The sequence below is a fragment of the Streptomyces sp. NPDC004838 genome, assembly GCF_053600955.1.
The window spans coordinates 449,527-475,035 of the sequence record NZ_JBSGAW010000001.1 but is presented as its reverse complement, the minus strand read 5'-3'; the positions used below and the strand labels follow the sequence as shown (position 1 = coordinate 475,035).

At 71.6% G+C, this 25,509-nt stretch carries 23 protein-coding genes and 1 pseudogene; 13 read left to right on the top strand and 11 right to left on the bottom strand.

Annotated elements, in window-relative coordinates:
- Nucleotides 1–24: 24 nt before the first annotated feature.
- Both ACWEFL_RS01975 and ACWEFL_RS01970 read right to left on the bottom strand, forming a co-directional pair.
- The gene (locus ACWEFL_RS01975) at nucleotides 25–609 is read right to left on the bottom strand and encodes a DUF1003 domain-containing protein (RefSeq protein WP_451705980.1); all 585 of its coding nucleotides are present in this window, start codon (nucleotides 607–609) and stop codon (nucleotides 25–27) included.
- Nucleotides 602–1,939: a magnesium transporter MgtE N-terminal domain-containing protein gene (locus ACWEFL_RS01970; RefSeq protein ID WP_451705977.1), complete on the bottom strand. Its 1,338-nt coding sequence runs from the start codon at nucleotides 1,937–1,939 to the stop codon at nucleotides 602–604. Before ACWEFL_RS01970 ends, ACWEFL_RS01975 begins: the two co-directional genes overlap by 8 nt.
- A 201-nt stretch (nucleotides 1,940–2,140) precedes the next feature.
- On the opposite strand from ACWEFL_RS01970, the gene ACWEFL_RS01965 reads away from it, so the two are divergent.
- Nucleotides 2,141–2,926, top strand: a complete 786-nt coding sequence (locus ACWEFL_RS01965) for a hypothetical protein (RefSeq protein WP_451705974.1) — start codon at nucleotides 2,141–2,143, stop codon at nucleotides 2,924–2,926.
- A 113-nt stretch (nucleotides 2,927–3,039) separates the two neighbouring features.
- Here the strand turns inward: ACWEFL_RS01965 and ACWEFL_RS01960 are convergent, their stop codons facing one another.
- Both ACWEFL_RS01960 and ACWEFL_RS01955 read right to left on the bottom strand, forming a co-directional pair.
- Nucleotides 3,040–3,552, bottom strand: a complete 513-nt coding sequence (locus tag ACWEFL_RS01960; RefSeq protein WP_451705971.1) for a hypothetical protein — start codon at nucleotides 3,550–3,552, stop codon at nucleotides 3,040–3,042.
- Between the two features lie 35 nt (nucleotides 3,553–3,587).
- Complete coding sequence (locus ACWEFL_RS01955; protein WP_451705968.1) at nucleotides 3,588–4,703, bottom strand: magnesium and cobalt transport protein CorA; 1,116 nt, start codon at nucleotides 4,701–4,703, stop codon at nucleotides 3,588–3,590.
- A gap of 538 nt (nucleotides 4,704–5,241) precedes the next feature.
- On the opposite strand from ACWEFL_RS01955, the gene ACWEFL_RS01950 reads away from it, so the two are divergent.
- The 4 genes from ACWEFL_RS01950 to ACWEFL_RS01935 all read left to right on the top strand — a co-directional run bounded on the left by ACWEFL_RS01950 (nucleotide 5,242) and on the right by ACWEFL_RS01935 (nucleotide 8,396).
- The gene (locus ACWEFL_RS01950; RefSeq protein WP_451705965.1) at nucleotides 5,242–5,886 is read left to right on the top strand and encodes a suppressor of fused domain protein; all 645 of its coding nucleotides are present in this window, start codon (nucleotides 5,242–5,244) and stop codon (nucleotides 5,884–5,886) included.
- Between the two features lie 162 nt (nucleotides 5,887–6,048).
- Complete coding sequence (locus ACWEFL_RS01945; RefSeq protein ID WP_451705962.1) at nucleotides 6,049–6,687, top strand: DUF6758 family protein; 639 nt, start codon at nucleotides 6,049–6,051, stop codon at nucleotides 6,685–6,687.
- Between the two features lie 170 nt (nucleotides 6,688–6,857).
- On the top strand, nucleotides 6,858–7,727 hold the full coding sequence (locus tag ACWEFL_RS01940) for a PHP domain-containing protein (protein ID WP_451705960.1): 870 nt from the start codon (nucleotides 6,858–6,860) through the stop codon (nucleotides 7,725–7,727).
- 63 nt (nucleotides 7,728–7,790) lie between these two features.
- Nucleotides 7,791–8,396, top strand: coding sequence for a MarC family protein (locus tag ACWEFL_RS01935; RefSeq protein ID WP_451705957.1), 606 nt, complete (start codon nucleotides 7,791–7,793; stop codon nucleotides 8,394–8,396).
- A 228-nt stretch (nucleotides 8,397–8,624) separates the two neighbouring features.
- Here the strand turns inward: ACWEFL_RS01935 and ACWEFL_RS01930 are convergent, their stop codons facing one another.
- Complete coding sequence (locus ACWEFL_RS01930; protein ID WP_451705954.1) at nucleotides 8,625–8,777, bottom strand: hypothetical protein; 153 nt, start codon at nucleotides 8,775–8,777, stop codon at nucleotides 8,625–8,627.
- A gap of 186 nt (nucleotides 8,778–8,963) precedes the next feature.
- On the opposite strand from ACWEFL_RS01930, the gene ACWEFL_RS01925 reads away from it, so the two are divergent.
- Entirely contained in the window at nucleotides 8,964–9,875 is a 912-nt protein-coding gene (locus tag ACWEFL_RS01925; RefSeq protein WP_451706185.1) for an NYN domain-containing protein, read from the top strand.
- Nucleotides 9,876–9,996: 121 nt separating this feature from the next.
- On the opposite strand, the gene ACWEFL_RS01920 is transcribed toward ACWEFL_RS01925, so the two are convergent.
- The gene (locus ACWEFL_RS01920) at nucleotides 9,997–10,881 is read right to left on the bottom strand and encodes an alpha/beta fold hydrolase (protein ID WP_451705952.1); all 885 of its coding nucleotides are present in this window, start codon (nucleotides 10,879–10,881) and stop codon (nucleotides 9,997–9,999) included.
- 187 nt (nucleotides 10,882–11,068) lie between these two features.
- The gene (locus ACWEFL_RS01915) at nucleotides 11,069–13,300 is read right to left on the bottom strand and encodes a DEAD/DEAH box helicase (RefSeq protein WP_451705949.1); all 2,232 of its coding nucleotides are present in this window, start codon (nucleotides 13,298–13,300) and stop codon (nucleotides 11,069–11,071) included.
- A 571-nt stretch (nucleotides 13,301–13,871) separates the two neighbouring features.
- Between ACWEFL_RS01915 and ACWEFL_RS01910 the strand changes: the two genes are divergently transcribed.
- Complete coding sequence (locus ACWEFL_RS01910; RefSeq protein WP_451705946.1) at nucleotides 13,872–14,597, top strand: ferritin-like fold-containing protein; 726 nt, start codon at nucleotides 13,872–13,874, stop codon at nucleotides 14,595–14,597.
- A gap of 150 nt (nucleotides 14,598–14,747) precedes the next feature.
- On the opposite strand, the gene ACWEFL_RS01905 is transcribed toward ACWEFL_RS01910, so the two are convergent.
- The 4 genes from ACWEFL_RS01905 to ACWEFL_RS01890 all read right to left on the bottom strand — a co-directional run bounded on the left by ACWEFL_RS01905 (nucleotide 14,748) and on the right by ACWEFL_RS01890 (nucleotide 17,193).
- Nucleotides 14,748–15,017 (bottom strand): hypothetical protein, encoded by a 270-nt coding sequence (locus tag ACWEFL_RS01905; protein WP_451705943.1) that lies wholly within the window; start codon nucleotides 15,015–15,017, stop codon nucleotides 14,748–14,750.
- A 384-nt stretch (nucleotides 15,018–15,401) separates the two neighbouring features.
- A complete protein-coding gene (locus ACWEFL_RS01900) occupies nucleotides 15,402–15,629 on the bottom strand; it encodes a DUF3107 domain-containing protein (protein ID WP_451705942.1) in 228 nt (75 codons plus the stop codon).
- 466 nt (nucleotides 15,630–16,095) lie between these two features.
- Nucleotides 16,096–16,743 (bottom strand): TetR/AcrR family transcriptional regulator, encoded by a 648-nt coding sequence (locus ACWEFL_RS01895; protein ID WP_451705939.1) that lies wholly within the window; start codon nucleotides 16,741–16,743, stop codon nucleotides 16,096–16,098.
- Nucleotides 16,744–16,923: 180 nt separating this feature from the next.
- Complete coding sequence (locus tag ACWEFL_RS01890) at nucleotides 16,924–17,193, bottom strand: hypothetical protein (RefSeq protein ID WP_451705937.1); 270 nt, start codon at nucleotides 17,191–17,193, stop codon at nucleotides 16,924–16,926.
- Nucleotides 17,194–17,334: 141 nt separating this feature from the next.
- Here ACWEFL_RS01890 and ACWEFL_RS01885 point away from each other — a divergent pair, with 141 nt between their 5' ends.
- The 6 genes and pseudogenes from ACWEFL_RS01885 (at nucleotide 17,335) to ACWEFL_RS01860 (ending at nucleotide 25,451) form a co-directional block, all read left to right on the top strand.
- Nucleotides 17,335–18,300 (top strand): alpha/beta fold hydrolase, encoded by a 966-nt coding sequence (locus tag ACWEFL_RS01885; RefSeq protein ID WP_451705936.1) that lies wholly within the window; start codon nucleotides 17,335–17,337, stop codon nucleotides 18,298–18,300.
- A 9-nt stretch (nucleotides 18,301–18,309) separates the two neighbouring features.
- Complete coding sequence (locus ACWEFL_RS01880) at nucleotides 18,310–19,803, top strand: DUF3152 domain-containing protein (protein WP_451705934.1); 1,494 nt, start codon at nucleotides 18,310–18,312, stop codon at nucleotides 19,801–19,803.
- Between the two features lie 232 nt (nucleotides 19,804–20,035).
- Nucleotides 20,036–21,778 (top strand): annotated as a pseudogene (locus ACWEFL_RS01875) (DUF3492 domain-containing protein); the annotation flags it as partial.
- A 434-nt stretch (nucleotides 21,779–22,212) separates the two neighbouring features.
- Nucleotides 22,213–23,529, top strand: a complete 1,317-nt coding sequence (locus ACWEFL_RS01870; protein WP_451705932.1) for a hypothetical protein — start codon at nucleotides 22,213–22,215, stop codon at nucleotides 23,527–23,529.
- A gap of 141 nt (nucleotides 23,530–23,670) precedes the next feature.
- Nucleotides 23,671–24,648, top strand: a complete 978-nt coding sequence (locus tag ACWEFL_RS01865) for an NAD-dependent epimerase/dehydratase family protein (RefSeq protein ID WP_451705929.1) — start codon at nucleotides 23,671–23,673, stop codon at nucleotides 24,646–24,648.
- On the top strand, nucleotides 24,636–25,451 hold the full coding sequence (locus tag ACWEFL_RS01860; protein WP_451705926.1) for a spherulation-specific family 4 protein: 816 nt from the start codon (nucleotides 24,636–24,638) through the stop codon (nucleotides 25,449–25,451). Before ACWEFL_RS01865 ends, ACWEFL_RS01860 begins: the two co-directional genes overlap by 13 nt.
- The last annotated feature ends 58 nt before the right edge of the window (nucleotides 25,452–25,509 follow it).

The window sequence follows — 25,509 nt, the reverse complement described above, 5'->3', positions numbered from 1 at the left end:
GGGCCACCGCCCTCGGGCAGCCCGTCAGTGGTCGGCTTCGTCACGCCCCGAGCCGCCGTCGTACGGGAGGGTCGCCCGACGCTCTTCCATGTCTCTGACGAGGTCCTGGAGTTCCGAGCGGATCCAGTCCCTCGTCGCGACCTCGCCGAGGCCCATGCGCAGCGCCGCGATCTCACGGGTCAGATACTCGGTGCCCGCGATGGAGCGTTCGTTCTGTTCGCGGTCCTGCTCATGGGTGACCCGGTCCCGCTGGTCCTGGCGGTTCTGCGCCAGCAGGATCAGCGGGGCCGCGTACGAAGCCTGTAGCGACAGCATCAGCGTCAGAAAGATGAAGGGGTACTCGTCGAAGCGGAGCGCGGACGGCGCGGAGACGTTCCAGACGACCCAGAGGATGATGATCACCGTCATCCAGACGATGAACCGGCCCGTGCCCAGGAAGCGGGCGATCCGCTCCGACAGACGGCCGAACGCCTCGGGGTCGTACTCCGGCAGCACGGTACGGCGGGGCACCTGCGGCATGTCGATCCGGGCGCGGGCGCGCGAGGCGCTCGCCCCGGCGGGCCGCTCCTTCTGCTCGCCGCGCTCGGTCAGCCCGTACTCGTTACCCATGGGCGGACCCGCCCGCGTCCCGGGGCTCGTTCCCGTTCCGGGCCTCCGGGCCCTGCCGTATCTCGGCACTGTTCAGGGCGGACTCCTCGAACTCCGTCTCCCGCCAGTCGCCTGGGAGCAGATGATCGAGTACGTCGTCCACGGTCACCGCGCCCAGCAGCGACCCGCTCTCGTCCACGACCGGCGCCGCGACCATGTTGTACGCGGCGAGATAGCTGGTCACCGCAGGCAGCGGAGTGTCCGGCGCGAGCGGCGGGAGATCGCTGTCCACCACCGAGCCGACCAGGGTGAACGGCGGGTCCCTCAGCAGCCGCTGAAAATGCGCCGTCCCCAGATACTTGCCCGTCGGCGTCTCGTCCGGGGGCCGGCACACATACACCTGCGCGGCGAGCGCGGGCGACAGATCCTCCTGGCGTACGCGGGCCAGGGCGTCCGCGACCGTGGCGTCCGGCCGGAGCACGATCGGCTCGGTGGTCATCAGGCCGCCCGCCGTCCGCTCCTCGTACGACAGCAGCCGGCGCACATCGGCGGCGTCGTCCGGGCGCATCAGGGTCAGCAGCCGCTCCTTGTCCTCCTCGGGCAGTTCGGAGAGCAGATCGGCCGCGTCGTCCGGGTCCATGGCCTCCAGTACGTCCGCCGCGCGCTCGTCCCGCAGTTTGCCGAGGATCTCCACCTGGTCGTCCTCGGGCAGTTCCTCCAGCACGTCGGCGAGCCGGTCGTCGTCGAGGGCGGCGGCGACCTCCGCGCGGCGCTTGGGCGAGAGATGGTGCATCACATTGGCGAGGTCGGCGGGGCGCAGCCGTTCGAAGGTGGCGACCAGGTTCTCCGCGCCCTGGGCGTCCTCCTCCAGCGAGAACCCCGTCACCGCCGACCACGGGACGGTCAGCGTCTCGCCCTTGCGGCGCAGCGCCCCGACCCTGCCCTTCCGTACGAAGACCCGGTCGATCTCCCATTCCCGGCGGGCGGGCAGCCGCCGTACGGACACATCGAGAACGGTGGCCTCCTCGTCCCGGTCCACGAGCCGCACACGCCGGTCCAGCAGTTCGCCGAGGACCAGCCGCTCGGTGGGGCGCTGTTCAAAGCGGCGTACGTTCACCACGCCCGTGGTGACGACCTGGCCCGACTCGATACCGGTGACCCGGGTCATCGGGAGGAAGATCCGGCGGCGGGTGAGCACCTCGACGACCAGGCCGAGAAGCCGGGGCGGGCGGTGGCCCACGCGCAGCATCGCCACCAGATCGCGGACGCGGCCCACCTGGTCGCCGTTGGGGTCGAAGACGGGTACGCCGGCGAGATGGGAGACGAAGACGCGGGAAGTGCTGGCGGCCATGATCCTCTTTCGCGCGGGGCTCTCCGTCGGATGTGTGCCAGGGCTCTTATGTCGGGACTTGGCCGGAGAAAGCCGCTGTTCAGGAGTTTCAGGCTAGCCCGTGCCGATCCGCGCCGCCGATGATCGGCCTCCGGATGGCTGCCGCAGGGGCGCTCGGAGGGCACCGGTACGCTGCCCACAGCCACCCCCCATGAGAAGCAGATGAGAGGCAGTGCGCCGGTGACTCTTCTCCCCTCGGCTCCCCGCGCCCGTCGGGCGGCGCTCGCCGTAGCGCTGTGCGTGGGACTGACCGCAGGGCTGTCCTCCTGCGGTGAGGACCCCGACAAAGGGACCAACGGAATCGGGAAGCTCTCGGCGACCGAGATCGAGGACAAGGCACGGGAGGCGGCGGACGCGGCCGGCTCCGTACGGCTCTCCGGATCCCTCGTGAGCAAGGGCGGCACCTACACGCTGAACATGCGCCTCAAGCAGGACGGCGGCACCGGCTCCGTCACCTCCAAGGACGACACCTTCGAACTGCTGCGGGTCGGCGACGATCTCTTCATCAAGGCCGACGCCGCGTTCTGGATACACCAGGACGAGGACAACAAGAGCGGCGAGCCCACGAGCACCGACACCGAGGCGGCGGGCAAGCTCGACGACAAGTATGTGAAGGTCCCCGAGGGCGATCCCGCGTACAAGCAGTTCCGCGGCTTCACGGACATGGACGTCATGCTCGACGGCTTCCTCGGGATGGAGGGCAAGCTGAGCAAGGGCGACCGGACGAAGGTCGCCGGCATCCGCACGATCAAGGTGAAGGCGGAGAACGGAGACGGCGGCGTCCTGGACGTCTCCCTGGAGGGCGTCCCCTATCCCCTCCAGTTCGCGCGCGGGGGCGGAGCGGGTGTGCTGACGCTGGGGGACTGGGACGTGGACTTCGCGCTGGCCGCGCCGGCGAAGGAGGAAACGGTCGACTACGGCCGCCAGCTCCCTCGGTCGGTCGACTAGGGCCTCCGGGGCCGGTAGCCCCTCCAGGGCCCGCAGGGGGTGCTTGCCGTACGTCGCCGCGTACCCCGCCCGTCCGGTGTTCCGGTGTTCGAGGACGGACCCCGGGGGTGGGGCTACCCGCGCTTCCTCTTGCGGCCCAGCAGCAACCGCGGCAGCGCCGCGGGCGCGGTGTACCGGGTCGTCGCCGCGGTCGGCAGCGGCACGGCCGCCAGTGATGTGTCGGGGTGGGACGTCGTGGAGGACACGGGCTCCAAGCGCAGAACACGGCACTCCCGCGCCCACCTCTCCACCAGAGTGTCCGTGTCGAGCGCGTTCAGGCGCTTGGACTTCAGCTCGGGGGTGACCGAGTCCCACGCCTCGGAGTGGGGCGGGACCTGTGTCACCGAAGCCGTCCAGGCGACGAGACGGCCGCCCTTGTCCTTGCTGCGCACGGTGACCTCGGCCGTGCCGCCGGGCGTGAGGCCGGGCAGGGGCTGCTCACCGGGCCCGTCGCCGACGACGTACACCGCCCCTTCGTGCCATACGTGCCAGAGCGCCCGCTCGACGCCCTCGCCGCGTACCCAGATGAGGCCGGACTTCTTGGTGGCCTCCTCGACGAGGGCTCGGCCGAGCAGGTGTTCTGTCATGGGCGCAGCCTATCCGCAGGGCGCGCGACGCCCGGTTACAGCCAGCCGTTGCGCTTGAGGGTGCGGTGGATGGTGAAGCAGATCGCGGCGATCGCGGTGAGGACCATCGGATAGCCGTACTGCCAGCGCAACTCGGGCATGTAGTCGAAGTTCATGCCGTACACCCCGCAGACCGCCGTCGGCACCGCGATGATCGCGGCCCAGGAGGTGATCTTGCGCATGTCCTCGTTCTGCGCGACGGTCGCCTGCGCCAGATTGGCCTGAAGGATGGAGTTCAGCAGCTCGTCGAAGCCGATGACCTCCTCCTGGACCCGCGCGAGATGGTCGGCGACGTCCCGGAAGTACTTCTGGATGTCGGGGTCGATCAGCCGCATCGGCCGCTCGCTGAGCAGTTGCATCGGCCGCAGCAGCGGCGAGACGGCCCGCTTGAACTCCAGCACCTCGCGCTTGAGCTGGTAGATCCGCCCGGCGTCGGTACCGCGTGAGCTTCCCTTGGAGGGCGCGGAGAAGACGTCGATCTCGACCTCGTCGATATCGTCCTGCATGGCCGCGGCGACCGCGATGTAGCCGTCCACGACATGGTCGGCGATCGCGTGCAGAACGGCTGACGGCCCCTTGGACAGCAGCTCGACGTCCTTCTGGAGGCCGTACCGCAGCGCCCGCAGGGAGCCCTTGCCGCCGTGCCGGACGGTGATGACGAAGTCCCGGCCGGTGAAGCACATGACCTCGCCGGTCTCCACGACCTCGCTGGTCGCGGTGAGTTCGGCGTGCTCGACGTAGTGGACCGTCTTGAAGACGGTGAAGAGGGTGTCGTCGTACCGCTCCAGCTTGGGCCGCTGGTGGGCGTGGACCGCGTCCTCGACGGCGAGCGGGTGGAGCCCGAACTCCGCCGCGATACCGGCGAATTCCTCCTCCGTGGGCTCGTGCAGCCCGATCCACGCGAAGCCGCCGCCCTCCCGCACCCGCAGCATCGCCTCGCGGGGGGTCTGGCAGGCGCCGCTGTCCAGCCGACGCCCGTCGCGGTAGACCGCGCAGTCGACGACGGCGCTGGACGCGGAGGGGTCGCGGGTGGAGTCGTACGAGTTGTAGGGGGCGCTGCTCTTGCGCAGGGACGGGCGGACCGCCGCACGCAGGTCACGGATCATCGACATGGCTTCGGCTCCTCACGGAGAGGCCGTCGGCGAGTGGTGTGGCGCAGCCCGGAATGGGGACGTGGACTCACGTCCGCAAAGCGGGCGGCACCGCGGCATCGCGGTGACGGCGTTCGCTACAGACAGACAGGCAGAGAGGACGTGCTCTTCCGTCGTGCGAAACGCCCCGACGCCGAAAACCCGCATACCGGCATCCGGGCGAACGGAATGCCGTGAGCCCTGTGCGTGAAGGGCTTCAGATCACCAGAGCGGGCTGGTGGCGCCGTACGGAAGAGCGGTTGGTACTGCACGGTCGACTTCGATCCACCGCAGACCCCACCTCCTCCGGCCAGTCCCCCGTAGGGGAGAGACGTGATGTTCGGAACCGGAGGGCAGCGCTTCCGCATGCCGTCCTGTGTGCCGTCCCGACCAGCGGCCAAGACTATCAGCACACAGCGGCCCGGCACCTTGCTTTCGCGGGTTCGGCCCTTCTGTACGTGCTCCGTACGCGATCTGTACGCTTTCCGGCCGCGTTCCACGCGCGCTCTATGCTCGCCGTATGGCAGATGTTCTCGCTCTGGTGGAGGCGCGGCTGTTCACCGCGTTCGGTGAGCCGGACGCCCGCGCTGCGGTGACGTTCCTGGGCACGGACCGTATCGAGGTGCTCCGGTTCCGCGGCGAGGGCATGACGGGTCCGGACGGCGCCGACGCCGGCGCCGGTGTCACGGGCGATGGGGGCGCCGGCATCGTGCGGTACGCCACACTCGGGATGTCGGCCCACCCGATGACCGATCCCGCGGCCGCCCTCGCCGACCCCGTGAAGGGCCCGCGCGCGGAGCTGATCCTCTCGGTGCGCGACGGGCTCGCGGACACCGCCAAGGTGCTGCGGCCTCTCGCCGTACTGGCCGCCTCCCCCCAGGTCGAGGGCGTCGTCGTGGCGCCGGGGGCCTCGCTGGACGTCGGCGAACCGCTCTGGCCCTCCGCGCCCTTCACCTCGGTGCTGGTCGCCGAGCCGGGCGGGCAGATCGAGGATCTGGAACTGGACGACCCCCTGGACCCGGTGCGTTTTCTGCCCCTGCTCCCGATGACGCCGAACGAGGCGGCGTGGAAGCGCGTCCACGGCGCGCGGGAACTCCAGGAACGGTGGCTGGCCCAGGGGACCGATCTGCGCGATCCGCTGCGCGGCTCCGTGGACCTGGGCTGAGACCGCGGACGCCCGTGGTCGCGGGCGGACACCGGCCGGAGCGGAGACCGCTCGCCGGGCCGGTGGGTGGGCGCGGCAGTTATTTTCTCGCGGGCGGGACGCACACACCGGAAGGGTGATCGTCCTTGACGCGGAGACGACCGGGTAGGACCGTTGAGCGCTATGAGGGGCGAACCCAGTTGCCCGAAGTGCGGTGGCCGGGTCAGGGCGCCCGGACTCTTCGCCGATTCCTGGCAGTGCGATGCGCATGGCGCGGTGCATCCGCTGCAGCCGGTGATCCCGCCCAGTGTCGAAGCCTTGGGCGTGGTGGTGCACCGCGCGAGGGTCCCCGTGTGGATGCCGTGGCCGCTCCCGGTCGGCTGGCTCTTCACCGGCGTCGCGTACGCGGGGGACGACCGCAGCGGCGGCCGGGCCACCGCCGTCGCCTGCTCGGGCCCCAGTCCGCTCGGGGGCATCGGTGAACTGCTGCTGATCGCCGAGGAGTTGGGTGTGGGGCTCGGTGCGCGCTACGCCGGCATCGACGGACCCGACCCCGGCCCGTACATCGGTGACGACAAGCCTCCGCAGGTCAAGGTGCTCGCCGCGGGCCGCCCCACTCCGCTCTGGCATGTGCGCGCCGCCCCCGACGACCGCGCGGTCTTCGCGGGCGAGGCACGCGGACTCTGGCTCTGGGCCGTCGTCTGGCCGGAGCAGTCCGGACTGCTGATGTACGACGAACTGGTCCTCACCGATCTGCGGGACGCGGGCGCGGAGGTGGAACTCCTGCCCTGCGGGGCGCTCTCGCCGAGGCTGCTCTCGTAGGGGCGCCCCCCGTACGGGTCCGTACGGCACCGTGCGGACCCGTCGCACGACGGTGCGCACGCGGGGTGCGGTGCCGGTCCGCCGTACGGAAACGGCCGAGCCGAGCCCCGTACGCATGACCGATACACTGGGTCGTCCCCTGTCCACCCGGCCCCCTGGAGTCACGCGTCGTGCGCATCGATCTGCACACCCACTCCACGGCGTCGGACGGTACGGACACCCCCGCCGAGCTGGTACGCAACGCCGTCGGGGCCGGACTCGACGTCATCGCCCTCACCGACCACGACACCACCCGAGGCCACGCCGAGGCGATCGCCGCGCTCCGCACACTGCCCCGGGAACTGACCCTGGTCACCGGGGCCGAGATCTCCTGCGCCCTGGACGGCGTGAGCCTGCATCTGCTGGCGTACCTCTTCGACCCGGACGAGCCCGATCTGCTCCGCGAACGCGAGCTGGTACGGGACGACCGGGTGCCGCGCGCGCGGGCGATGGTGGCCAAGCTCCGGGAGCTGGGCGTTCCCGTCACCTGGGACCAGGTCGCCCGTATCGCCGGGGACGGATCCGTCGGTCGCCCGCACATCGCGACCGCCCTCGTAGAGCTCGGCGTCGTCCCGACCGTCTCCGACGCCTTCACCGAGGAGTGGATCGCCGACGGCGGCCGGGCCCATGTCACCAAGCACGAACTCGACCCGTTCACCGCGGTACGCCTGGTCAAGGCGGCCGGCGGGGTCTCGGTCCTCGCGCACCCGGCGGCCGCCAGGCGCGGCCGTACGATCCCCGAGACGGCGATCGCCGAACTCGCCGCGACGGGCCTCGACGGCGTCGAGGTCGACCATATGGACCATGACGGGCCCACCCGCGAGCGGCTGCGCGCCCTCGCCGCCGACGTCGGGCTGCTGACCACCGGATCCAGCGACTACCACGGCGCGCGGAAGGACGTCCGGCTCGGTGAGTACACCACCGACCCGGAGATCTACGGCGAGATCACGCGACGCGCGACCGGCGCGTTCCCCGTTCCGGGCACGGGCGGACGCGCCTGAGCCGCGCCGCCGTACCCCGTCCGCACTCCCTTCCGCAGTCCTTCTTCCAGCTAGGCCATCACCATGTTCGACGCTGCCGTTTTCGGCTCCCTCTTCCTGACCCTCTTCGTGATCATGGATCCTCCCGGGATCACCCCGATCTTTCTCGCCCTGACGTCCGGACGGCCCGCCAAGGTGCAGCGGCGCATGGCCTGGCAGGCGGTCGCCGTCGCGTTCGGCGTGATAGCCGTCTTCGGGCTCGTCGGACAGCAGATCCTCGACTATCTGCACGTCTCCGTCCCCGCGCTGATGATCGCGGGCGGTCTGCTCCTGCTGCTCATCGCACTCGATCTGCTGACCGGGAAGACGGACGAGCCCCAGCAGACCAAGGACGTCAACGTCGCCCTCGTACCGCTCGGCATGCCTCTGCTGGCCGGGCCCGGCGCGATCGTCTCGGTGATCCTCGCCGTACAGAACGCGGACGGCGCGTCCCAGCAGATCGCGGTCTGGGCGGCGATCTTCGCCATGCACGGGGTGCTCTGGCTGACCATGCGGTACTCGCTGCTGATCATCCGGGTGATCAAGGACGGGGGTGTCGTGCTGGTGACTCGGCTCGCGGGCATGATGCTCTCCGCCATCGCGGTGCAGCAGATCATCAACGGCGTCACCCAGGTCGTCCAAGGGGCGTGAGACACGACCGCGCCCCCGTACGGACGATCCGGACGGGGGCGTATGACCTCTGCCGACGACGCCCCGGTGGCCGTGGACCTTCGCTGGTCCCGGCACGGGCGGCGGTGACGTCCGACGGGTGAGAGAGAGCGGCCCGGGCTGTGTTCGAAGAAGCCGGTTGTATCGGTTGGGAGCCGGGTGTACCGGTTCGAGAGAGCCGGGCGTACTGCTTCGGGGGCCGTGAAGCGGCTATGAAGCCGGCGATTCCGCTGGACGGATGTAGATGCGCTGGCCCGTCGCGGCGGCCTGCTGCACGATCCGGTTGACGGAGGCGGCGTCCACGACGGTGCTGTCCACGGCGATGCCGGTGGCGTCGTCCAGTCGCATGATCTCGAAGCGCACGGCTTCTCCCTTCGTCTGATCCTCCTGCTGGAGAACTGATGGTGATGCGTTCAACTCCCTCTCAACGGAGATGCGCCTTGCAGATATTCCCTACGCTAAGGAAATGTTTGCTTTGTCTAACTACTGGCGGGTGTGTGCCACTGCCCGGAGAATAGGCTCCGTATGAACGACGCAGAGAGCGACGAGATGAACCATCAGCTCACCGAGGCCGGCGCCCAGGACATAGGCGCCCGTATCGAGCGCACCAACGAGCTGCTCCATCGCATGCTCGCCGAGGTGGCCAAGACCCCGTCCACCCACGCCATCTTCGTGGACGCGGGCTACGTCTACGCCGCGGCGGGACTGCTGGTGGCGGGCACGGAGGACCGGCGCTCCTTCGATCTGGACGCCGAAGGGCTGATCGAGGCGTTCATCGACAAGGCCCGCACGATCTTCGCGGACAGCAGACTGCTGCGGGTCTACTGGTACGACGGCGCGCGCCGCCGCATCCACACCGCCGAGCAGCAGTCCATCGCCGAACTGCCCGATGTGAAGGTACGGCTCGGCAACCTCAACGCCAACAATCAGCAGAAGGGCGTCGACTCCCTCATCCGTACGGACCTGGAGTCACTCGCCCGGCACCGGGCGATCAGCGACGCGGCGCTCGTCGGCGGCGACGAGGACCTCGTCTCGGCGGTCGAGGCGGCACAGGGGTACGGGGCACGCGTCCATCTGTGGGGCATCGAGGCGGGGGAGGGCAGCAATCAGGCCGAGCCGCTGCTCTGGGAGGTGGACAGCCAGCGGACGTTCGACCTCGACTTCTGCCGCCCCTACATCACCCGCCGTCCCGTCACCACCTATGAGAACGAGGGCGCGCCGCCGCCGTCCCGCGACGAGGTCCGCTTCGTCGGCGCGCAGATCGCGGCGACCTGGCTGGCGGAGCGGGGGCGTGAGTCGCTGGCGGACCTGCTGCCCGGCCATCCCTATCTGCCGGGGTCGGTGGACCAGGACCTGCTCGTCCAGGCCGAACGGGTGCTCCAGCGGTCGCTGAGGGGACACGCGGTGCTCAGGCGGGCGCTGCGGGACGGGTTCTGGCACCACCTTCAGTCCCAGTACTGATCTCCCGCACGGACGCCGGTGCCCATCCCGCCGAGCGCCGGCCGCGCAGTCGTCCGGTGTACGCGCAGTTGTCCGGTGTAGGGGCCCGGCGGTCAGGACCCGGCGGACGCGTCCGCTCTGCTCAGTGCCGGTCCCAGAATCGCGAGACGGCGGTGGCCGTCTCCTTGGGGCGGTCGGTGTTGGGGGAGTGGCCGGCCCCGGCGATGACGGTCCTGAGCGCCCCGAGCCGGGTCGCCATCTCGTCGAACAGCGGTACCGGCCAGGCGTCGTCCCGCTCACCGCTCAGCACATGCTTGGGCAGCCCGCGCACGGCGGCGAGTTCGTCCACCCGGTCGGGCTCCACGGTCAGCTGCCGCCCGGTGGTGATCAGCTGTACGGGGTTGTGGCGCAGCCAGCGGTCAAGGAGGTCCCGGCGGCCGGTCTCCCCGTCCATGTCCGCGTCCGCGGGCGGGTCGAGGGCCTCCATCCTGGCCCACACCTCTTCCATCCCCATCACCGCGAGCGCGTCGCTCAGCAGCCGTACCTTCTCCTGCTGGGCATGGCAGACCTGGGCGGGTCCGGAGGACATCAGCGTCAGGCTCAGGAACGGCGACGCGTCCAACAGGACGGCGGCGCGGGAGATCTGGCCGCCGAGCGAGTGCCCGAGCAGATGGACCGGACCGTCCCCGCCGACTCCGTCCTCCTTGCGCACGGCCTCGGCCTGGGCGAGCAGATCGCGGGCCAACTCGCCCTGTTCGTAAGCCTGTCGGTCCTCGGGGCCCTCGGTCTCGTACTGTCCACGGCCGTCGACGGCGATCACTCGGTAGCCGGACGCGGTCAGCGGGTCGAGCAGCGCGATGAAGTCCTCCTTGCTCCCGGTGAATCCGGGAATGAGCAGCGCGATGCCTCTGATGCTCTCCGGTCCTGCCTCGGGCCGGGCGTCGAGTACGGCGAAATCCCCCCGAGAGGTGCGAAGGGTCCGGGGACGGGCGCAGGACGGCGGGACGAAGGTCGGTGGGCGGCTCATGTGCTGAGGTTAGCGGCGGTTCGGGGACGGCGCCTTTCGGCGGCGGCCGGCCGCCGCCGACAAGCGCCGGCAGTCGCCGGGACCGCGGGTCGGGACTGCGGGTCCGGACCGCGGGTCGGGACCGTGGCCGGGAACGCCGTCGGCCCGGTCCCCATCCTTGGGGACCGGGCCGACGGGTGGTGGTGCGTCAGCTCTCCGGCTGGGCGGTCGCCTTCACCGTACGGGTACGGCGGCGGGGCTTGGCCTCCGGCTCGGCGGCGGCCTCCGCGACCGGGGCTTCCGCGACCGCGGCCTCCGCGACCGGGGCTTCCGCGGCGGGGGCTTCCGCGACCGCGGCGGACGCGGTCGACTTGACCGCGCGCTTCCGGGTCCGCTTCGGTTTGGCCTCGGATGCGGCCTCCGCCTTCTCCCCGGCCACCGCCGTCTCCGCTGTCTCGACGGACGGGGCCGCCTTGACCGCCTTGACCGCACGGGTCCGCTTCGGCTTGGCCTCCGGTTCGACGCCTTCCGCCGTGTCCACGGCCTTCACCGCGCGCTTCCGCGTCCGCTTCGGCTCGGCCTCCGGGGCGGTGGCCTCGGGTGCGTCGGCCTGGGGGACGGCGACCTGGGGAGCGGTGGCCTTGACCGCGCGCGTACGGCGGCGGGGCTTGGTCTCCACCGCCGCCTCGGCTTCGGGCGCTTCCGCGACGACCGTGGCCGGGATGACCGCCTCGATCGTCTCGACCGTCTCCACGGCCTTGACGGCGCGCTTCCGGGTCCTCTTGGGCTTCGCCTCCGGCTCGGCCTCCGGGGCCGGCACCGGAAGCCGGGCCTCGGCCGGGGCTTCGATCGGGGCCGGGGCCACCGTTTCAGCCGGGGCCACCGCCTTCAGCGCGCGGGTACGACGGCGGCGCGGCTTGGCCTCCACCGCCGCCTCGGTCTCAAGGGCCTCTGCGGCGACCGGCTCGGCGGGCGTGAGTGGCGGCACCGACTCCAGCGTCTCCACCGGAGCGGACGCGCTCGGCGCACCCACCCGCGTGCGGCGGCGACGCCTCGGGACGCGCGGCTCGCCTGCCGCAGGCTCGGCGGCGGGAACCGTAGCGGCGGCCGACGTGTCGGCAGCGGCCGCTCCTGTCCTCTCGGTCGCCGAACCCGACCTGGTACGACGCCGCTGGCGCGGGGTCCTCGTACGCGCCGGGCGCTCCTCCACCGCGGCCCCGGCGCCGGACCTGCCCCGGCCGCGGCCACCCGTCTCGCCGAGATCCTCCACTTCCTCCGCCGCGAGGCCCGCACGGGTGCGCTCGGCACGGGGCAGGACGCCCTTCGTGCCCGGCGGGATGCCCAGCTCCTCGTAGAAGTGCGGCGAGGTGGAGTAGGTCTCGGGCGGGTCGGGGAACTTCAGGTCGAGCGCCTTGTTGATCAGCTGCCAGCGCGGGATGTCGTCCCAGTCGACCAGCGTGACGGCCGTACCCGACGCCCCCGCGCGGGCGGTGCGGCCGACGCGGTGGAGGTAGGTCTTCTCGTCCTCGGGCGACTGGTAGTTGATGACATGGGTCACGCCCTCCACGTCGATGCCGCGCGCGGCGACGTCGGTGCAGACGAGGACGTCCACCTTGCCGTTGCGGAACGCGCGCAGCGCCTGCTCGCGCGCGCCCTGCCCGAGGTCGCCGTGGACCGCGCCGGAGGCGAAGCCCCGGCGCGCGAGCTGGTCGGCGATGTCCGCCGCGGTCCGCTTCGTACGGCAGAAGACCATCACGAGTCCACGGCCCTCGGCCTGGAGGATCCTCGCGACCATCTCGGGCTTGTCCATGGAGTGCGCGCGGTACACGCGCTGGGTGATGTTCGCGACGGTCGCGCCCTCGTCGTCCGGCGCGGTGGCGCGGATGTGCGTGGGCTGTGACATGTAGCGACGGGCCAGACCGATGACCGCGCCCGGCATGGTCGCCGAGAACAGCATCGTCTGCCGCCGCGCGGGCAGCAGCTGGATGATCTTCTCGACGTCGGGCAGGAAGCCCAGGTCGAGCATCTCGTCGGCCTCGTCGAGGACCAGGGCCCGCACCTTCGAGAGGTCGAGCTTCTTCTGGCCCGCGAGGTCGAGCAGCCGTCCGGGCGTGCCGACGATCACGTCGACGCCCTTGCGCAACGCCTCGACCTGGGGCTCGTACGCCCGGCCGCCGTAGATCGCGAGAACGCGCACGTTCCGCACCTTGCCGGCGGTCAGCAGATCGTTGGTGACCTGGGTGCACAGCTCGCGGGTGGGGACGACGACCAGCGCCTGCGGGGCGTCGGTGAGCTCTTCGGGCCGCGCCCGGCCGGCCTCGACGTCCGCGGGGACGGTGACGCGCTCCAGTATCGGCAGGCCGAATCCGAGAGTCTTGCCGGTGCCGGTCTTGGCCTGGCCGATGACGTCGGTTCCGGAGAGCGCGACGGGAAGCGTCATCTCCTGAATGGGGAAGGGGGACAGAATGCCGACGGCTTCGAGGGCCTCGGCGGTTTCGGCCAGGATCCCGAGATCCCGGAAAGTCGTTTGCTGCGTAGTCAGGGTGTTGCCTCTTCTGTGAGACGCGGCGCGAGGCGAACGCTGGGGGTCGTACCGCACCTGGGTACTGGACCGGCCGTGGGTTGGCCGGATGGCGCGGGACCACTGCAGTCGCTCGAGCGCTCGTGCCGCTGAGGGGGCCCCTCATCTGAGGTCGTACGCGCGTGACGGCGCACGATCCGCGAGGGCGGTCGGTTCGGGGAGCCGATCGTGCCACCGACCGGGCATCCTCAAGGGGTCAGAAGGAAATGAATCCCTCAGTCATACACTGTGATCAAACACTGTGATCGCCTACCGAGTGTTATGAAACGCTCAGCAGGCGCATTATCACTGTACCCCGGATTCGCGCATGTGTGTTGACCGATTTCGTAGGAACCGGGGTAACAAAAGGGCGGCCGACGCGCCGGAGCGAGTCCGGAGCATGGCTGACCAGGCCCTTCCGAGGCCCCTATGGCGAGCTATTGTGCGCCTCATGGAGACGCCTGACAACGCCAATGAACACACCGGGATCGCCGCCCAGGACTGGGACACGGCCTCCGCCGACCCGCAGTACCGCGCAGCCGTAGTGGATCTTCTCGGGGCGCTCGCGTACGGCGAGCTGGCCGCCTTCGAACGGCTCGCCGAGGACGCCAAGCTCGCGCCTACCCTCGGTGACAAGGCGGAGCTGGCGAAGATGGCCTCCGCGGAATTCCACCACTTCGAGCAGTTGCGGAACCGGCTCACCGCCGTCGACGCGGAGCCGACCGCCGCGATGGAGCCGTTCGCCAAGGCGCTCGACGACTTCCACCACCAGACCGCGCCCTCCGACTGGCTGGAGGGTCTGGTGAAGGCGTACGTCGGTGACTCGATCGCCAGTGACTTCTACCGTGAGGTCGCCGTCCACCTGGACACCGACACGCGCTCCCTGGTGCTCGCGGTGCTCGACGACACCGGCCACGGCAATTTCGCCGTCGAGAAGGTGCGGGCGGCCATCGAGGCCGACCCCCGCCTCGGCGGGCGGCTCGCGCTCTGGGCACGGCGGCTGATGGGCGAGGCGCTCTCCCAGGCCCAGCGGGTCGTCGCCGAGCGTGACGCGCTCTCGACGATGCTGGTGGGCGGCGTCGCCGACGGCTTCGATCTGGCGGCGGTCGGCGCGATGTTCTCCCGGATCACCAAGGCCCACACCAAGCGGATGGCGGCGCTGGGCCTGGCGGCCTGAGCCACCGCCCCGCCAGGGGGCGGCCGGGTCACGCGGTGACGCGGGCCCGGCCGTGCGCCCGCCGGGCACGGGACGTCCGGGCGGTACGGGCGAAAGCCTCGGCTGGGGCTGGGGCTGGGGCTGGGGCTGGGGTCGGCGCCTGCCGTGCGTTCAGAACGGAAGCGCCCTGCGCAACTGTCGCCCTGACGGCCGCAGCAGCAGCGAGAGCAGTACGGCCCCGATCAGCGCCGAGCCCACCAGCGTCCCCAGGAGATGGCCGGGGCCGAGGGCCACATGCGTCACATAGGCACCGAAGAGAGCGCCCAGCGGGCCGGTCAGGAAGACCACGCGACGTGCCGGGAGGCGGTCGGCGAGATGACGGTCGGCGGCCCAGGCCAGGGCCAGTCCGAGCAGAACCGAACCGAGCGCTTCCAGCAGCATTGCTGATCACCTCGCGGACGCATTCGGGGGCTTCGCGGTCGTAGCCCGTAACTACCCGGCGACCACGGAAAGCAACCCTCCGGCAGCGGACCGGAAAGGGGCCGGGAATCAGACGGTCACGCGCCGGCGAAGACCCCCCGCGTTCACCGGCGAGCACCTTGGCGTCCAGGGGTGGGCGGCGCGTCCGGAGACGGGCGACCCGACGTGCACGGGCCGCACGGGCGAGTGACCGAACGCACGCGAGGTGCACGCGGAACGCGAACCGGTGGCCCGCCCGGAACCCGCCCGGAAGCGGGACGGAAGCGGGACGGACACGTGGAAGGGTCCCGGCGGACATCCACCGGGACCCTTCCACGTAACACCCGCCAGGGGCGTCCTGACGCCCTACAGTGCGCCGAAGCCCACGCGCCGTGCCGCCGGCTCGCCGATCTCGACATACGCGATCCGGTCGGCCGGCACCAGGATCTTGCGGCCCTTGTCGTCCGAGAGGCTGAGCAGCTGCGCCTTGCCCGCCAGCGCCTCACCCACGGCGCGCTCCACGTCCTCCGTGGACTGCCCGCTCTCCAGAACGATCTCCCGCGGCGCGTGCTGCACGCCGATCTTGACCTCCACGGCTATGTCCCTCCGAACGGTCAGTGAGTTGCGCGGTCAGCCGCGCCGTACGCAGAACACACTAGCCGGGCGGAGGGGCTGCTCAGACGCCTCCGGGAAACGCCAGGAGCGAACAGCCGTCACAGAGGGGAGTCGTCGGCGTGGGAGCGATGCCCCACGGGACGCGCGGCCTCACGGGCCCGTCACGGCCGCGGAGGAGCGCCGTGCCCGCGACGGCGTTCGTCAGGTCGCCGTCACACGCCGCAGTCATACGCCGTGGTCATGCTGTGGTCATGCCGTGGTCATGCAGCGCCGGTCCGCATCGAGATCGAGCCGTGTTCATCCGCGCCGGGTCTGGGTCGCGCGGGTCCCCTATGTAGTGCGCGCCGTCCGGCAGTGCGTGCGGCCCGGCCGTCCTGGTGCCGCTCGGCCGCCCCGCGCACCCCCTACCCGCTCGTACCCCGGCCCCCCGGCCCCCTGGTCCCCGTCAGTCGGTTTGCGGCTCCGCGCCGTGCAGCGGGAAGCCCGCGATCCCCCGCCAGGCGAGCGAGGTCAGCAACTGGACCGCGGTCTCCCTCGGAATACGGGATTCACTGGAGAGCCAGAACCTGGCCACCACCTGCGAGACCCCGCCGAGCCCCACGGCCAGCAGCATCGACTCTTCCCTGGACAGATCCGTGTCCTCGGCGATCACGTCGGAGATCGCCTCCGCGCACTGGAGCGACACCCGCTCGACCCGCTCGCGCACCGCGGGCTCATTGGTCAGATCCGACTCGAACACAAGCCGGAAGGCCCCGCCCTCGTCCTCCACGTAAGCGAAGTACGCGTCCATCGTGGCGGCGACCCGCTGCTTGTTGTCGCTCGTCGACGCCAGCGCCGTGCGGACCGCGTGCAGCAGCGACTCGCAGTGCTGGTCGAGCAGGGCCAGATAGAGCTCCAGCTTTCCCGGAAAGTGCTGATAGAGCACGGGCTTGCTGACGCCGGCCCGTTCGGCGATGTCGTCCATCGCGGCCGAGTGATATCCCTGGGCCACGAAGACCTCCTGGGCAGCGCCCAGGAGCTGGTTCCTGCGGGCTCGGCGTGGCAGGCGCGTACCCCGCGGGCGCGCCGCCTCTGTCTGCTCGATGGCTGTCACGCCGCCTCCCAAAATTCGTTCTGTGCGCGGTGAGCGCCGCGCCGCCATCGTACTTTTGGGTAACCCGGCCGCGTGCGTCGCGGACGCAGAATTTCACGGACCGGACACTCGCGGTAGCTCCCTATTCGGAGCCGAATCGACCCCCGTCACCGGGAGTCGATTCGCTCTCACTCACCGTGATCATCGGTAGTCGTCCTCGTCGAGGGCGACCACTCTCGCCTGTTCCACGGCGTCCGCCTCGTTCGCCGTATCCGGATTGATATGCGACAGCGGGTCGTCGCGCTCCGGGCGTACCTCCGTGTGCTGCTCCGCCGCGTCGGCTTCCGGGACCTCCTGGTCGAGTCCGGCGGCCCGGTCGTCCGCGGCCTGATAGTCCTGATCGTCCTCGATCCGGTCGTCCTGGGTCTGCTCGTCGGCGAAAATGTCCGGATCGGTGGGATCGGCAGCCATACGGCACCGCTTTCCCTCGGGGGCGGGAGGGGCCGAGTGGACTCTCCCACTACGAGCGTAGGAGTTACCTGTGCGCGGCGCTACGCGGTCTGTGACGCCGAACACACGGTTTGCGGTGTGATCGTCTCGTAACATTGCCGCATGTCTTCGACCGAGCCGCCGGGTGCCCGCGCCGTCACCGCCGCCGCGTCGCCCGAGGTCGCGGCCGTACGGGTCGCCGAGGGCGAGAAGCTGCGTCCCGTCGCTCTGAACGGGGTCACCCTCAGCGTCAGATCGAGGCCGCCGTCCCGCGGCGGTCTGCCGCCCGCCCTGTACGTGCACGGGCTGGGCGGCTCTTCACAGAACTGGTCGGCCCTCATGCCGCTCCTCGCCGACGTCGTGGACGGCGAGGCGGTCGATCTGCCGGGCTTCGGCGACTCGCCGCCGCCGGAAGACGGCAACTACTCGGTCACCGGGCACGCCCGCGCGGTGATCCGCTATCTCGACGCGGCCGGACGCGGCCCCGTGCACCTCCTCGGCAACTCCCTCGGCGGGGCGGTCTCCACTCGGGTCGCCGCCGTCCGGCCGGACCTGGTGCGCACTCTCACACTCGTCTCACCCGCCCTGCCCGAACTGCGGGTGCAGCGCAGCGCCGTGCCCACCGGGCTGCTGGCCCTGCCCGGAGTCGCCCGGCTCTTCCGCGAGCTCACCAGGAACTGGTCGGCCGAGCGGCGTACGCGCGGGGTGATGGCTCTCTGTTACGGCGATCCGGCGCGGGTCTCCGACGAGGCGGTGCGCCATGCCGTCGAGGAGATGGAGCGGCGGATCCAACTGCCGTATTTCTGGGACGCGATGGCCGGTTCGGCGCGCGGTATCGTCGACGCGTACACGCTCGGGGGCCAGCACGGTCTGTGGCGACAGGCGGAGCGAGTGCTCGCGCCGACGCTGCTGGTGTACGGCGGGCGTGATCAACTCGTCTCGTACCGTATGGCGAGCAAGGCGGCGGGGGCCTTCAGGGACTCCCGGCTGCTGACTCTGCCGGACGCCGGGCATGTGGCGATGATGGAGTACCCGGACACGGTCGCGCAGGCCGTCCGGGAATTGATCGACGACTTCGGCAGGAGCTGATCGGGGCCCGTGGGACGACACAGCCGCAAGAGCCCCGCGCCCAAGGGCCCGGATTCCGGTTCCAGGGCCGTCACCCACGGCGGCGGCACCGGCGCGCGTGAGGCCGATCCGTATGACACGGGCGGTCATCGCGTCGACCCGTACGACACGGGCAGTCACCGGGTCGACCCGTACGACACCGGCAGTCATCGCGTCGATCCGCACGACACGGGGTCCCACGGCCTCGGCGCGTACGGCACCGGCGCACACCCGGTCGTCCCCCGGAGCGCCGAGCACACCGCCACCGGGTACGGCACCCTGCACGCGCGCGGTGGGCACCCCGAGCAGCACGAGGCGGGCGGCGGCTGGGGCACGGGCCCCCTCCCCGCCGGCTACGAGACGAGGCGGAGGACGCCCGTCCAGGCCACCCCGGGGCCCATGGCGACCGGGTCCCGGATACCGGGACCGCGCCAGGATTTCATCCAGGCGTTCGACGGACCGGGGGCCGAACCGACCGGGTCCGCCGATCGGTCGGATCCGTACGCCTCCGTCACGGAGCGGCCGGGTGGACCGGGGCCGGACGACCGTATCGCCGGCGCGGAGCCGGGGGTCCGCTCCGAGGCCGCCGCCCCGCGCGCCGCGTCCCCGGCGGACTCGCCCGAGGATGCCCGGACGGGCTCCGCTTCACCCGCCGAGCAGCGCTCCAAGGGCGGCAGGGGCCGCACTTTCACCGGAGTCGCGGCGGCGGCCGTGACCACCGTTCTCGCCGTCATCGTGGCCGGGCAGGTCGCCACCGACGGCAAGGGCAAGCCCGAGGCGTCCGCCGCGGGCAGCGGCCGGAGCGACGACGACGGCTCCGCCTCCCGTTCCGACGACAGACAGTCGCCCCCGCCCGCACAGAAGAAGGCCGCGACCGCGACCCCCACATACGAGCAGCTGATGGCCACCCGGTTCGCGATGAACCGGGAGCTGACCGCTGACGGCACCTTCGAGGCCGTGCCCGGTTCCGACAAGGCTCCCGGCAAGGGCAACAAGGTCCGCTACCGGGTGGACGTCGAAAAGGGCCTCGGGATGGACGGCGCGCTGTTCGCCGCCGCCGTCCATCGGACCCTGAACGACGAGCGGAGCTGGGCGCGCGGCGGGGCCATGACGTTCGAGCGGATCTCCTCGGGCGAACCGAAGTTCGTCATCACCCTCGCCAGTCCGGGCACGACGGACGTGTGGTGCGCCAAATCCGGGCTCAACACCTCCATCGACAAGGTCAGCTGCGATTCGGCGTCCACGGACCGGGTGATGATCAACGCGTACCGCTGGGCTCAGGGCTCGGGGACGTACGGCCCCGGCGCGATGTTCGCCTACCGCCAGATGCTCATCAACCACGAGGTGGGACACCGCCTCGGGCACGGCCATGTCAGCTGCCGCACCGAAGGCGCGCCGGCGCCGGTCATGCAGCAGCAGACGAAGTCGCTGAACATCAACGGCATCAAGTGCCGGCCCAATCCCTGGCCGTACCCCAAGAACTGAAGCCGGTCCGGTCCTGTCTCTCAGGGGCTGGCCGTAGCCTGACTCGCCGTAACGGAGAGTCCTTTTAGCGCCACAGAACGCTACAGTGGTGCGAAAGTTACGTCTATTCACCCCTTCTGGTGGCGCGACGGACAACCGTCCGTCGTGGGGCCTCCGCACCGGCTTACGGTCGTCCCGCCTCGTGTCGCCGAGCCAACGGTGGCCGCTCACAAGGGAGATCGGGGGTGCGCTCGTGCGGATCGGACTGCTTACGGACGGTGGCTATCCGTATGCGTCGGGTGAGCCGCAGGTGTGGTGCGACCGGCTTGTGCGCGGTCTCGCGCAGCACGAGTTCGACGTCTACGCGCTCAGCCGCGGCGCCCGGCAGGAGAACGGTGGCCTGCTCCCGCTCCCCTCTCACGTACGGCAGGTGCGGACCGCCGCCCTCTGGGCGCCCGCGGACGACGGGCACACCTACGGGCGGCGCGAGCGACGGCGCTTCCTCGGGCACTTCGAGGAACTCGCCGCGTCGATCTGCGCGGCGGAGGACCGGCAGGGGGGCGACGGCTTCGCCGACGGCCTCTACGGCCTCGCGGAACTCGCCCGCGAACACGGCGGGCTCTATGCCGCGCTCCGCTCCGAGTACGCCGTACGGGCCCTTGAATCCGCGTGCCGGGTGCCCGGCGCACGCCGGACCGTGCACTCCGCGAACGTCCCCGACTACCTCGCCTTCGCCGACGCGCTGGAGCGCGCCCTGCGTCCGCTCTCACTGGACTGGTACGGGGACGACCGGCTGGGCGCGGTCGACCTCTGTCATGCCGCGTCGGCGGGATCCGCGGCCCTCCCCGGCCTCTTGGCCAAACGCTTCTTCGGAGTGCCGCTCCTGGTCACCGAGTACGGGGTGCGGCTGCGCGCCCACTATCTCGCGGCGGGCGGCGACGGCGGCGGTGGCCGTGCGGGGGACGGCGGTGGCGGTCCCAGCGGTCCCAGCGGTCCCAGCGGTCCCAGCGGTCCGGTACGGGCCCTGCTCGCCTCCTTCCAGGGACGGCTGGCGGCCGAGGTGTACGCGCGGGCGTCCGTGATCACCCCCGGCAACGCCCACGCCCGACGCTGGCAGGAGAAGTGCGGCGCCGACCGCGCCAAGCTGCGCACGGTCTACCCCGGCATGGCGGCCGACCGTTTCGCGGCGGTGGGGGAGGGGGAGTCCGGCGACCCGCACACCCTCGTCTGGGTCGGCCGGATCGAGCCCGCGAAGGACCTCATCGCGCTGCTGCACGCCTTCGCGGAGGTGCGGAAGGACGAACCGCGCGCCCGGCTGCGGATCTTCGGCGCGCCGGCGAAGGGGCCGGAGGCGGCCACCTATCTCACCCACTGCAAGGCGCTCGCGGCCCAGCTGTTCCCCGACGAGGCCGCCGACGCGCACGCCGTCGGGGACAACCCCGTCTCCTTCGAGGAACTCGGCGGACCCGAGGCTCCCGAACTCGCGGACGCCTACGCGGCCGGCGGGGTCGTCGTGCTGTCCAGCGTCGTCGAGGGCTTCCCGCTCGGTCTGGTCGAGGCGATGTTCTGCGGCCGTGCGACCGTCTCCACGGACGTCGGCGCGGTCGTCGAGGTCATCGGCGGTACGGGGCTCGTCGTCCCTCCGCGCAACCCCCGCGCCCTCGCCGACGCCTGCCTCGCCCTTCTCCGCGACCCGTCCCGCGCCGCCCGCCTGGGCGCGGCCGCCCGTGCCCGTGCCCTCGAACTCTTCGCCGCCGAGCAGAACGTCGCGGCCTTCCGCGAGCTGTATCTGGAGCTGATCTCCCACTCCCCGGTACAGCGGGAAAAGGTGAACGAGGACGGCGAACTCCTCCCCTTCGGCCACCCGGCGGAGGCGCGTGTCCCGGTGGGTCTACGGGGTGCTCGTGCGCACGGCGGCCCGGGGACGGAACCCGTGGACTCCGCGGGCCTCGGCGGGACGGATGGCGTCGAAGCGGGTCCGGCCGCTACGGGCGATCTCGCAGATCCGGGCGCTTCGGGCGCTTCGGGTGGTGGAGGGGGGACCGGTCGTGTGGGCTGCGACCGTTCGGCGGTGGTCGGGGCCGATGCCGGCCGGACCGGAGCCGACTTCGGCCGGGCTCACCGCGCCGAAGCCGGAGCCGCCGGTGACACCGCACACCCGGAATTCCCGGATGCCTCGGATGTCTGGGACGTCCCGGAAGAAGCGACCCGCGTGTACGCCGACCGGGACCCCGCAGACCGCAGGGCGAGCCGTGCCCCCGCCGAGTACACCGAGCACGGCGACCCTGCCCAGTACACCGAGCACGGCGACCCCGCCGAGTACACCGACCCCGCCGAGTACACCGCCTCCGAACACGTGGACCGCGCCGCCCATCGGGACCGAGAGGTCACAACCCCGCCCGTGAGGGCCGCAGAAGGGATGTTCCTCTGATGAGCACCACGCAGATCGACGACGGCGCGTACATCGACGACGGCGCGTACACGGACGGCGCGTACACGGACGGCCGACCGGGGCCCGCCGACCCCGGCGGGCCCCGGATACAGGACGACCCCGGCCGATGGGATCCCCTCACCGAGGGCCGGGCCGGCAGACCCGCCGAGATCTCCGCGCCCGCGCCCGCGCGTCGGCAGCCCGCGCCCCGGCGTGGACCCGCCGATCCCGTACGAGCGCTGATGCACCGGCACCGCGAGCTGTGCGAGCGGGCCGTCGATCCGCTGGAGATCGCGGCGGGCCTGGAGGCCCACGGCGTCACCGACCGCACCGCCGCGCGCTTTCGGCACCGGGACGTCTTCTCCCTCGCCGACGAGCTGTACGCGCGGGTGCCCAGAGGCCAGGAACAGCGGCCCGGCGCATACGTGCATCCGGCCCGGAACACCGGCGGCACCGCCCTCCTCACGGCCCTGCTGCCGGGGGCCCTCGCCGTCCTCACCGTCGCCGGGCGCGAAGCGCTCCACGGCACGCCCCGGACCGCGGCCACCGCACTCGGCGCGGTCGCGGTCGCCGCCGCGCTCATCGGCTGTCTGCGGCACGGACCCCTGCGAGCCCAGGGCCGGACCATCCGTGCCACCGGCCTGTGGACGCTGTGGCTCCTGGCCTTCGCCGCATACGGCGAAGGGCTCCTCGACCAGATCATCGGAGGCGGACCCGACGGCCCGCTCCGGCTGGAACCCGCCCCGCTCGCGGCGCTCGCGGTCGCCGTCGCGCCCGCCGTCTGGTGCGCGCACCTCTTCTCCGTACGGGCACGACGCAGGCTGAACGGGAGCCGGGGGCTCGACGAGTTCGCCTCCGCGACGCGTCCACTGCTGCTCGGGGTCGTCGCGCTGTACACCGCCGCCCTCACCGGCCTGCTCGCGCTGACCGCCCTCGTCCTCCCACGGCGCGCGGCCGACGGCGGGCTCACGTCAGCGGCCGGCCCCGTCACCGCACCCGCCTCCCTGCTCGACTTCGCCGCACCCGCCCTCGCCCTGGGCGTACTGCTCTTCCTGGCCCGGCTGCTGACGGCGCACGGCTTCGCCCGGGCAGCGGCCACCGGGCTCGCCCTCGCCTGCGCCGCCGAAGTCCTGGCGCTCCTCCTCCTGCTGGCCGGACACCTGCCCGGCTGCGCGTTCCTGGCGACCCCGGTGGAGGCCGCCATCGCCACCTGGGGCGCCGGAGCCGTACCCGCCGTCGCCTGCGCGCTCGCCGGGACCGGACTGCTCATCCACGCCACCGCGGCCCTGTGCCGGGCCTCCGCCCATACCGACTGACACGCCACTCCCGCGGAGCCGACACCGCGGGCGCACCCACCCCTGCCGCAGCCGCTGCGGCGACCGCGACACCCCTAGGAGAGACCCCAAGATGATCCGCCAATGCCCAGCTCCGACCCGTCGGCACAGAGGAGCCGCGCGATGAGGGTTCTGCTGCTCGGTGCCAATGGATTCCTCGGCCGCTTCGTCGCCGACAGGCTGCTCGCCGATCCTGCCGTGCACCTCACCGCGCTCGGGCGCGGCGACGACGCCGACGTACGCTTCGACCTCGCCGGGGGCAGCCCCGGCGCGCTCACCCGCTTCCTGAGCGCCGTCCACCCCGGCGTCGTCATCAACTGCGCCGGTGCCACCCGCGGCGGCGCCCGCGACCTGACCCGGCACAACACCGTCGCCGTCGCCACCGTCTGCGAGGCCCTGCGCCGCAGCGGCTGCGGCGCACGGCTCGTCCAACTCGGCTGCTCCGCCGAGTACGGGCCGTCCCAGCAGGGCGCGTCCACCGCGGAGGACGCCGTCCCGCGCCCCGGCGGCCCCTACGGAGTGAGCAAGCTCGCCGCCACCGAACTCGTCCTGGGCTCCGGCCTGGACGCCGTCGTCCTGCGGGTCTTCTCCCCCGTGGGACCCGGCACCCCGGCCGGCTCACCGCTCGGCCGCCTCGCCGAGGCCATGCGCCGCGCCATGCAGTCCGGCGACGGAGAGCTGAAGCTGGGCGGCCTCGGCGTACAGCGCGACTTCGTCGACGTACGCGACGTGGCGCGGGCCGTCCACGCCGCCTCCCTCTCCGCCGCCCAGGGAATCGTCAACATCGGCACGGGCCGCGCGGTACGGCTACGGGACGCGGCGGCGGTCCTGGCCAGGGTCGCCGGATACACGGGCGCGCTCCACGAACTGGACACCCCGCCCGGCAGGCCCGTCGGCCTCGGCGCCCCCACCATCGGAGCGCCCCGGTCGGAATCCGTGCTGGAGCAGCTCGCGGCGGCCCCGGTGCCGTACCCCGACGGCTGCGGCAGCTGGCAGCAGGCGGACATCCGCACCGCCCGCGACCGGCTCGGCTGGCGTCCCCGTATCAACCTCGAAGAGTCACTCGCCGACATCTGGATGGAGGCGGCATGTCGCATCTGACCACGACAGGCGTCCAGCACATCGCGGCCGGTGCCGGGGAGACCCCGCTCACGGGCTCGCACACGGGCTGGGGAAGGCTCGGCATCGGCATCCCGGGCTACGCGCACCCGCTGCTCGCGCCCGGCGAGTGGGCCGAACTGACCCGGCCAAGCACCCCGCTGCACTGGGCCGTGCTCAATGTGTCCAACGGCCCCGGCGAGCTGCCCGACCCGCACTGCCTGGCCGCCGCGGGCCGGCTCCGGAACGCGGGTGTACGCGTCCTGGGCCATCTCGACCTGGCTCATGGCTCGCGCTCCTTCGGTGATCTCGTCGCCGAGGCGCACCGCTACCTGGAGTGGTACCAGGTCGGCGGATTCCTGCTGGACCGCTGCCCCGCGGAACGGGTCGATCTGGCGCCCGTACGGCGTCTGACGGCGGCCCTGGAAGCCGTGCTCGGCGGGGGGCATCTGGTCCTGGGCCATGGCTGCCACCCCCATCCCGGATACGCGGAGGCGGCCCATCAGCTGGTCACCTACTCCGGGCCCTGGACGGAGTACCGCTGGTCACAGGTGGCGCCGTGGACGGCCGACTATCCGCCGGAGCGGTTCGCCCACTTCGTCCACGGCGTGCCCCGCACCCACCTGGAGGAGGCCACCCGTATCGCCCGCTGGCAGGGCGCCGGAACGATCTTCTTCACTGACCGCACCGGCCACCTCGACGAGCCCGAGAAGAAGGCGCGAAACAGAGAAAGTGGGGCATTTGAATCCCTGCCCGGCTACTGGGACGAATTTGTCTCGAGGATCGGACCGGGTGTCTCGGAATGAGGAGGCGCGTGGCAGTGTTACGGAGAGAACAACCGTACTGACATATCGACGCAACGGA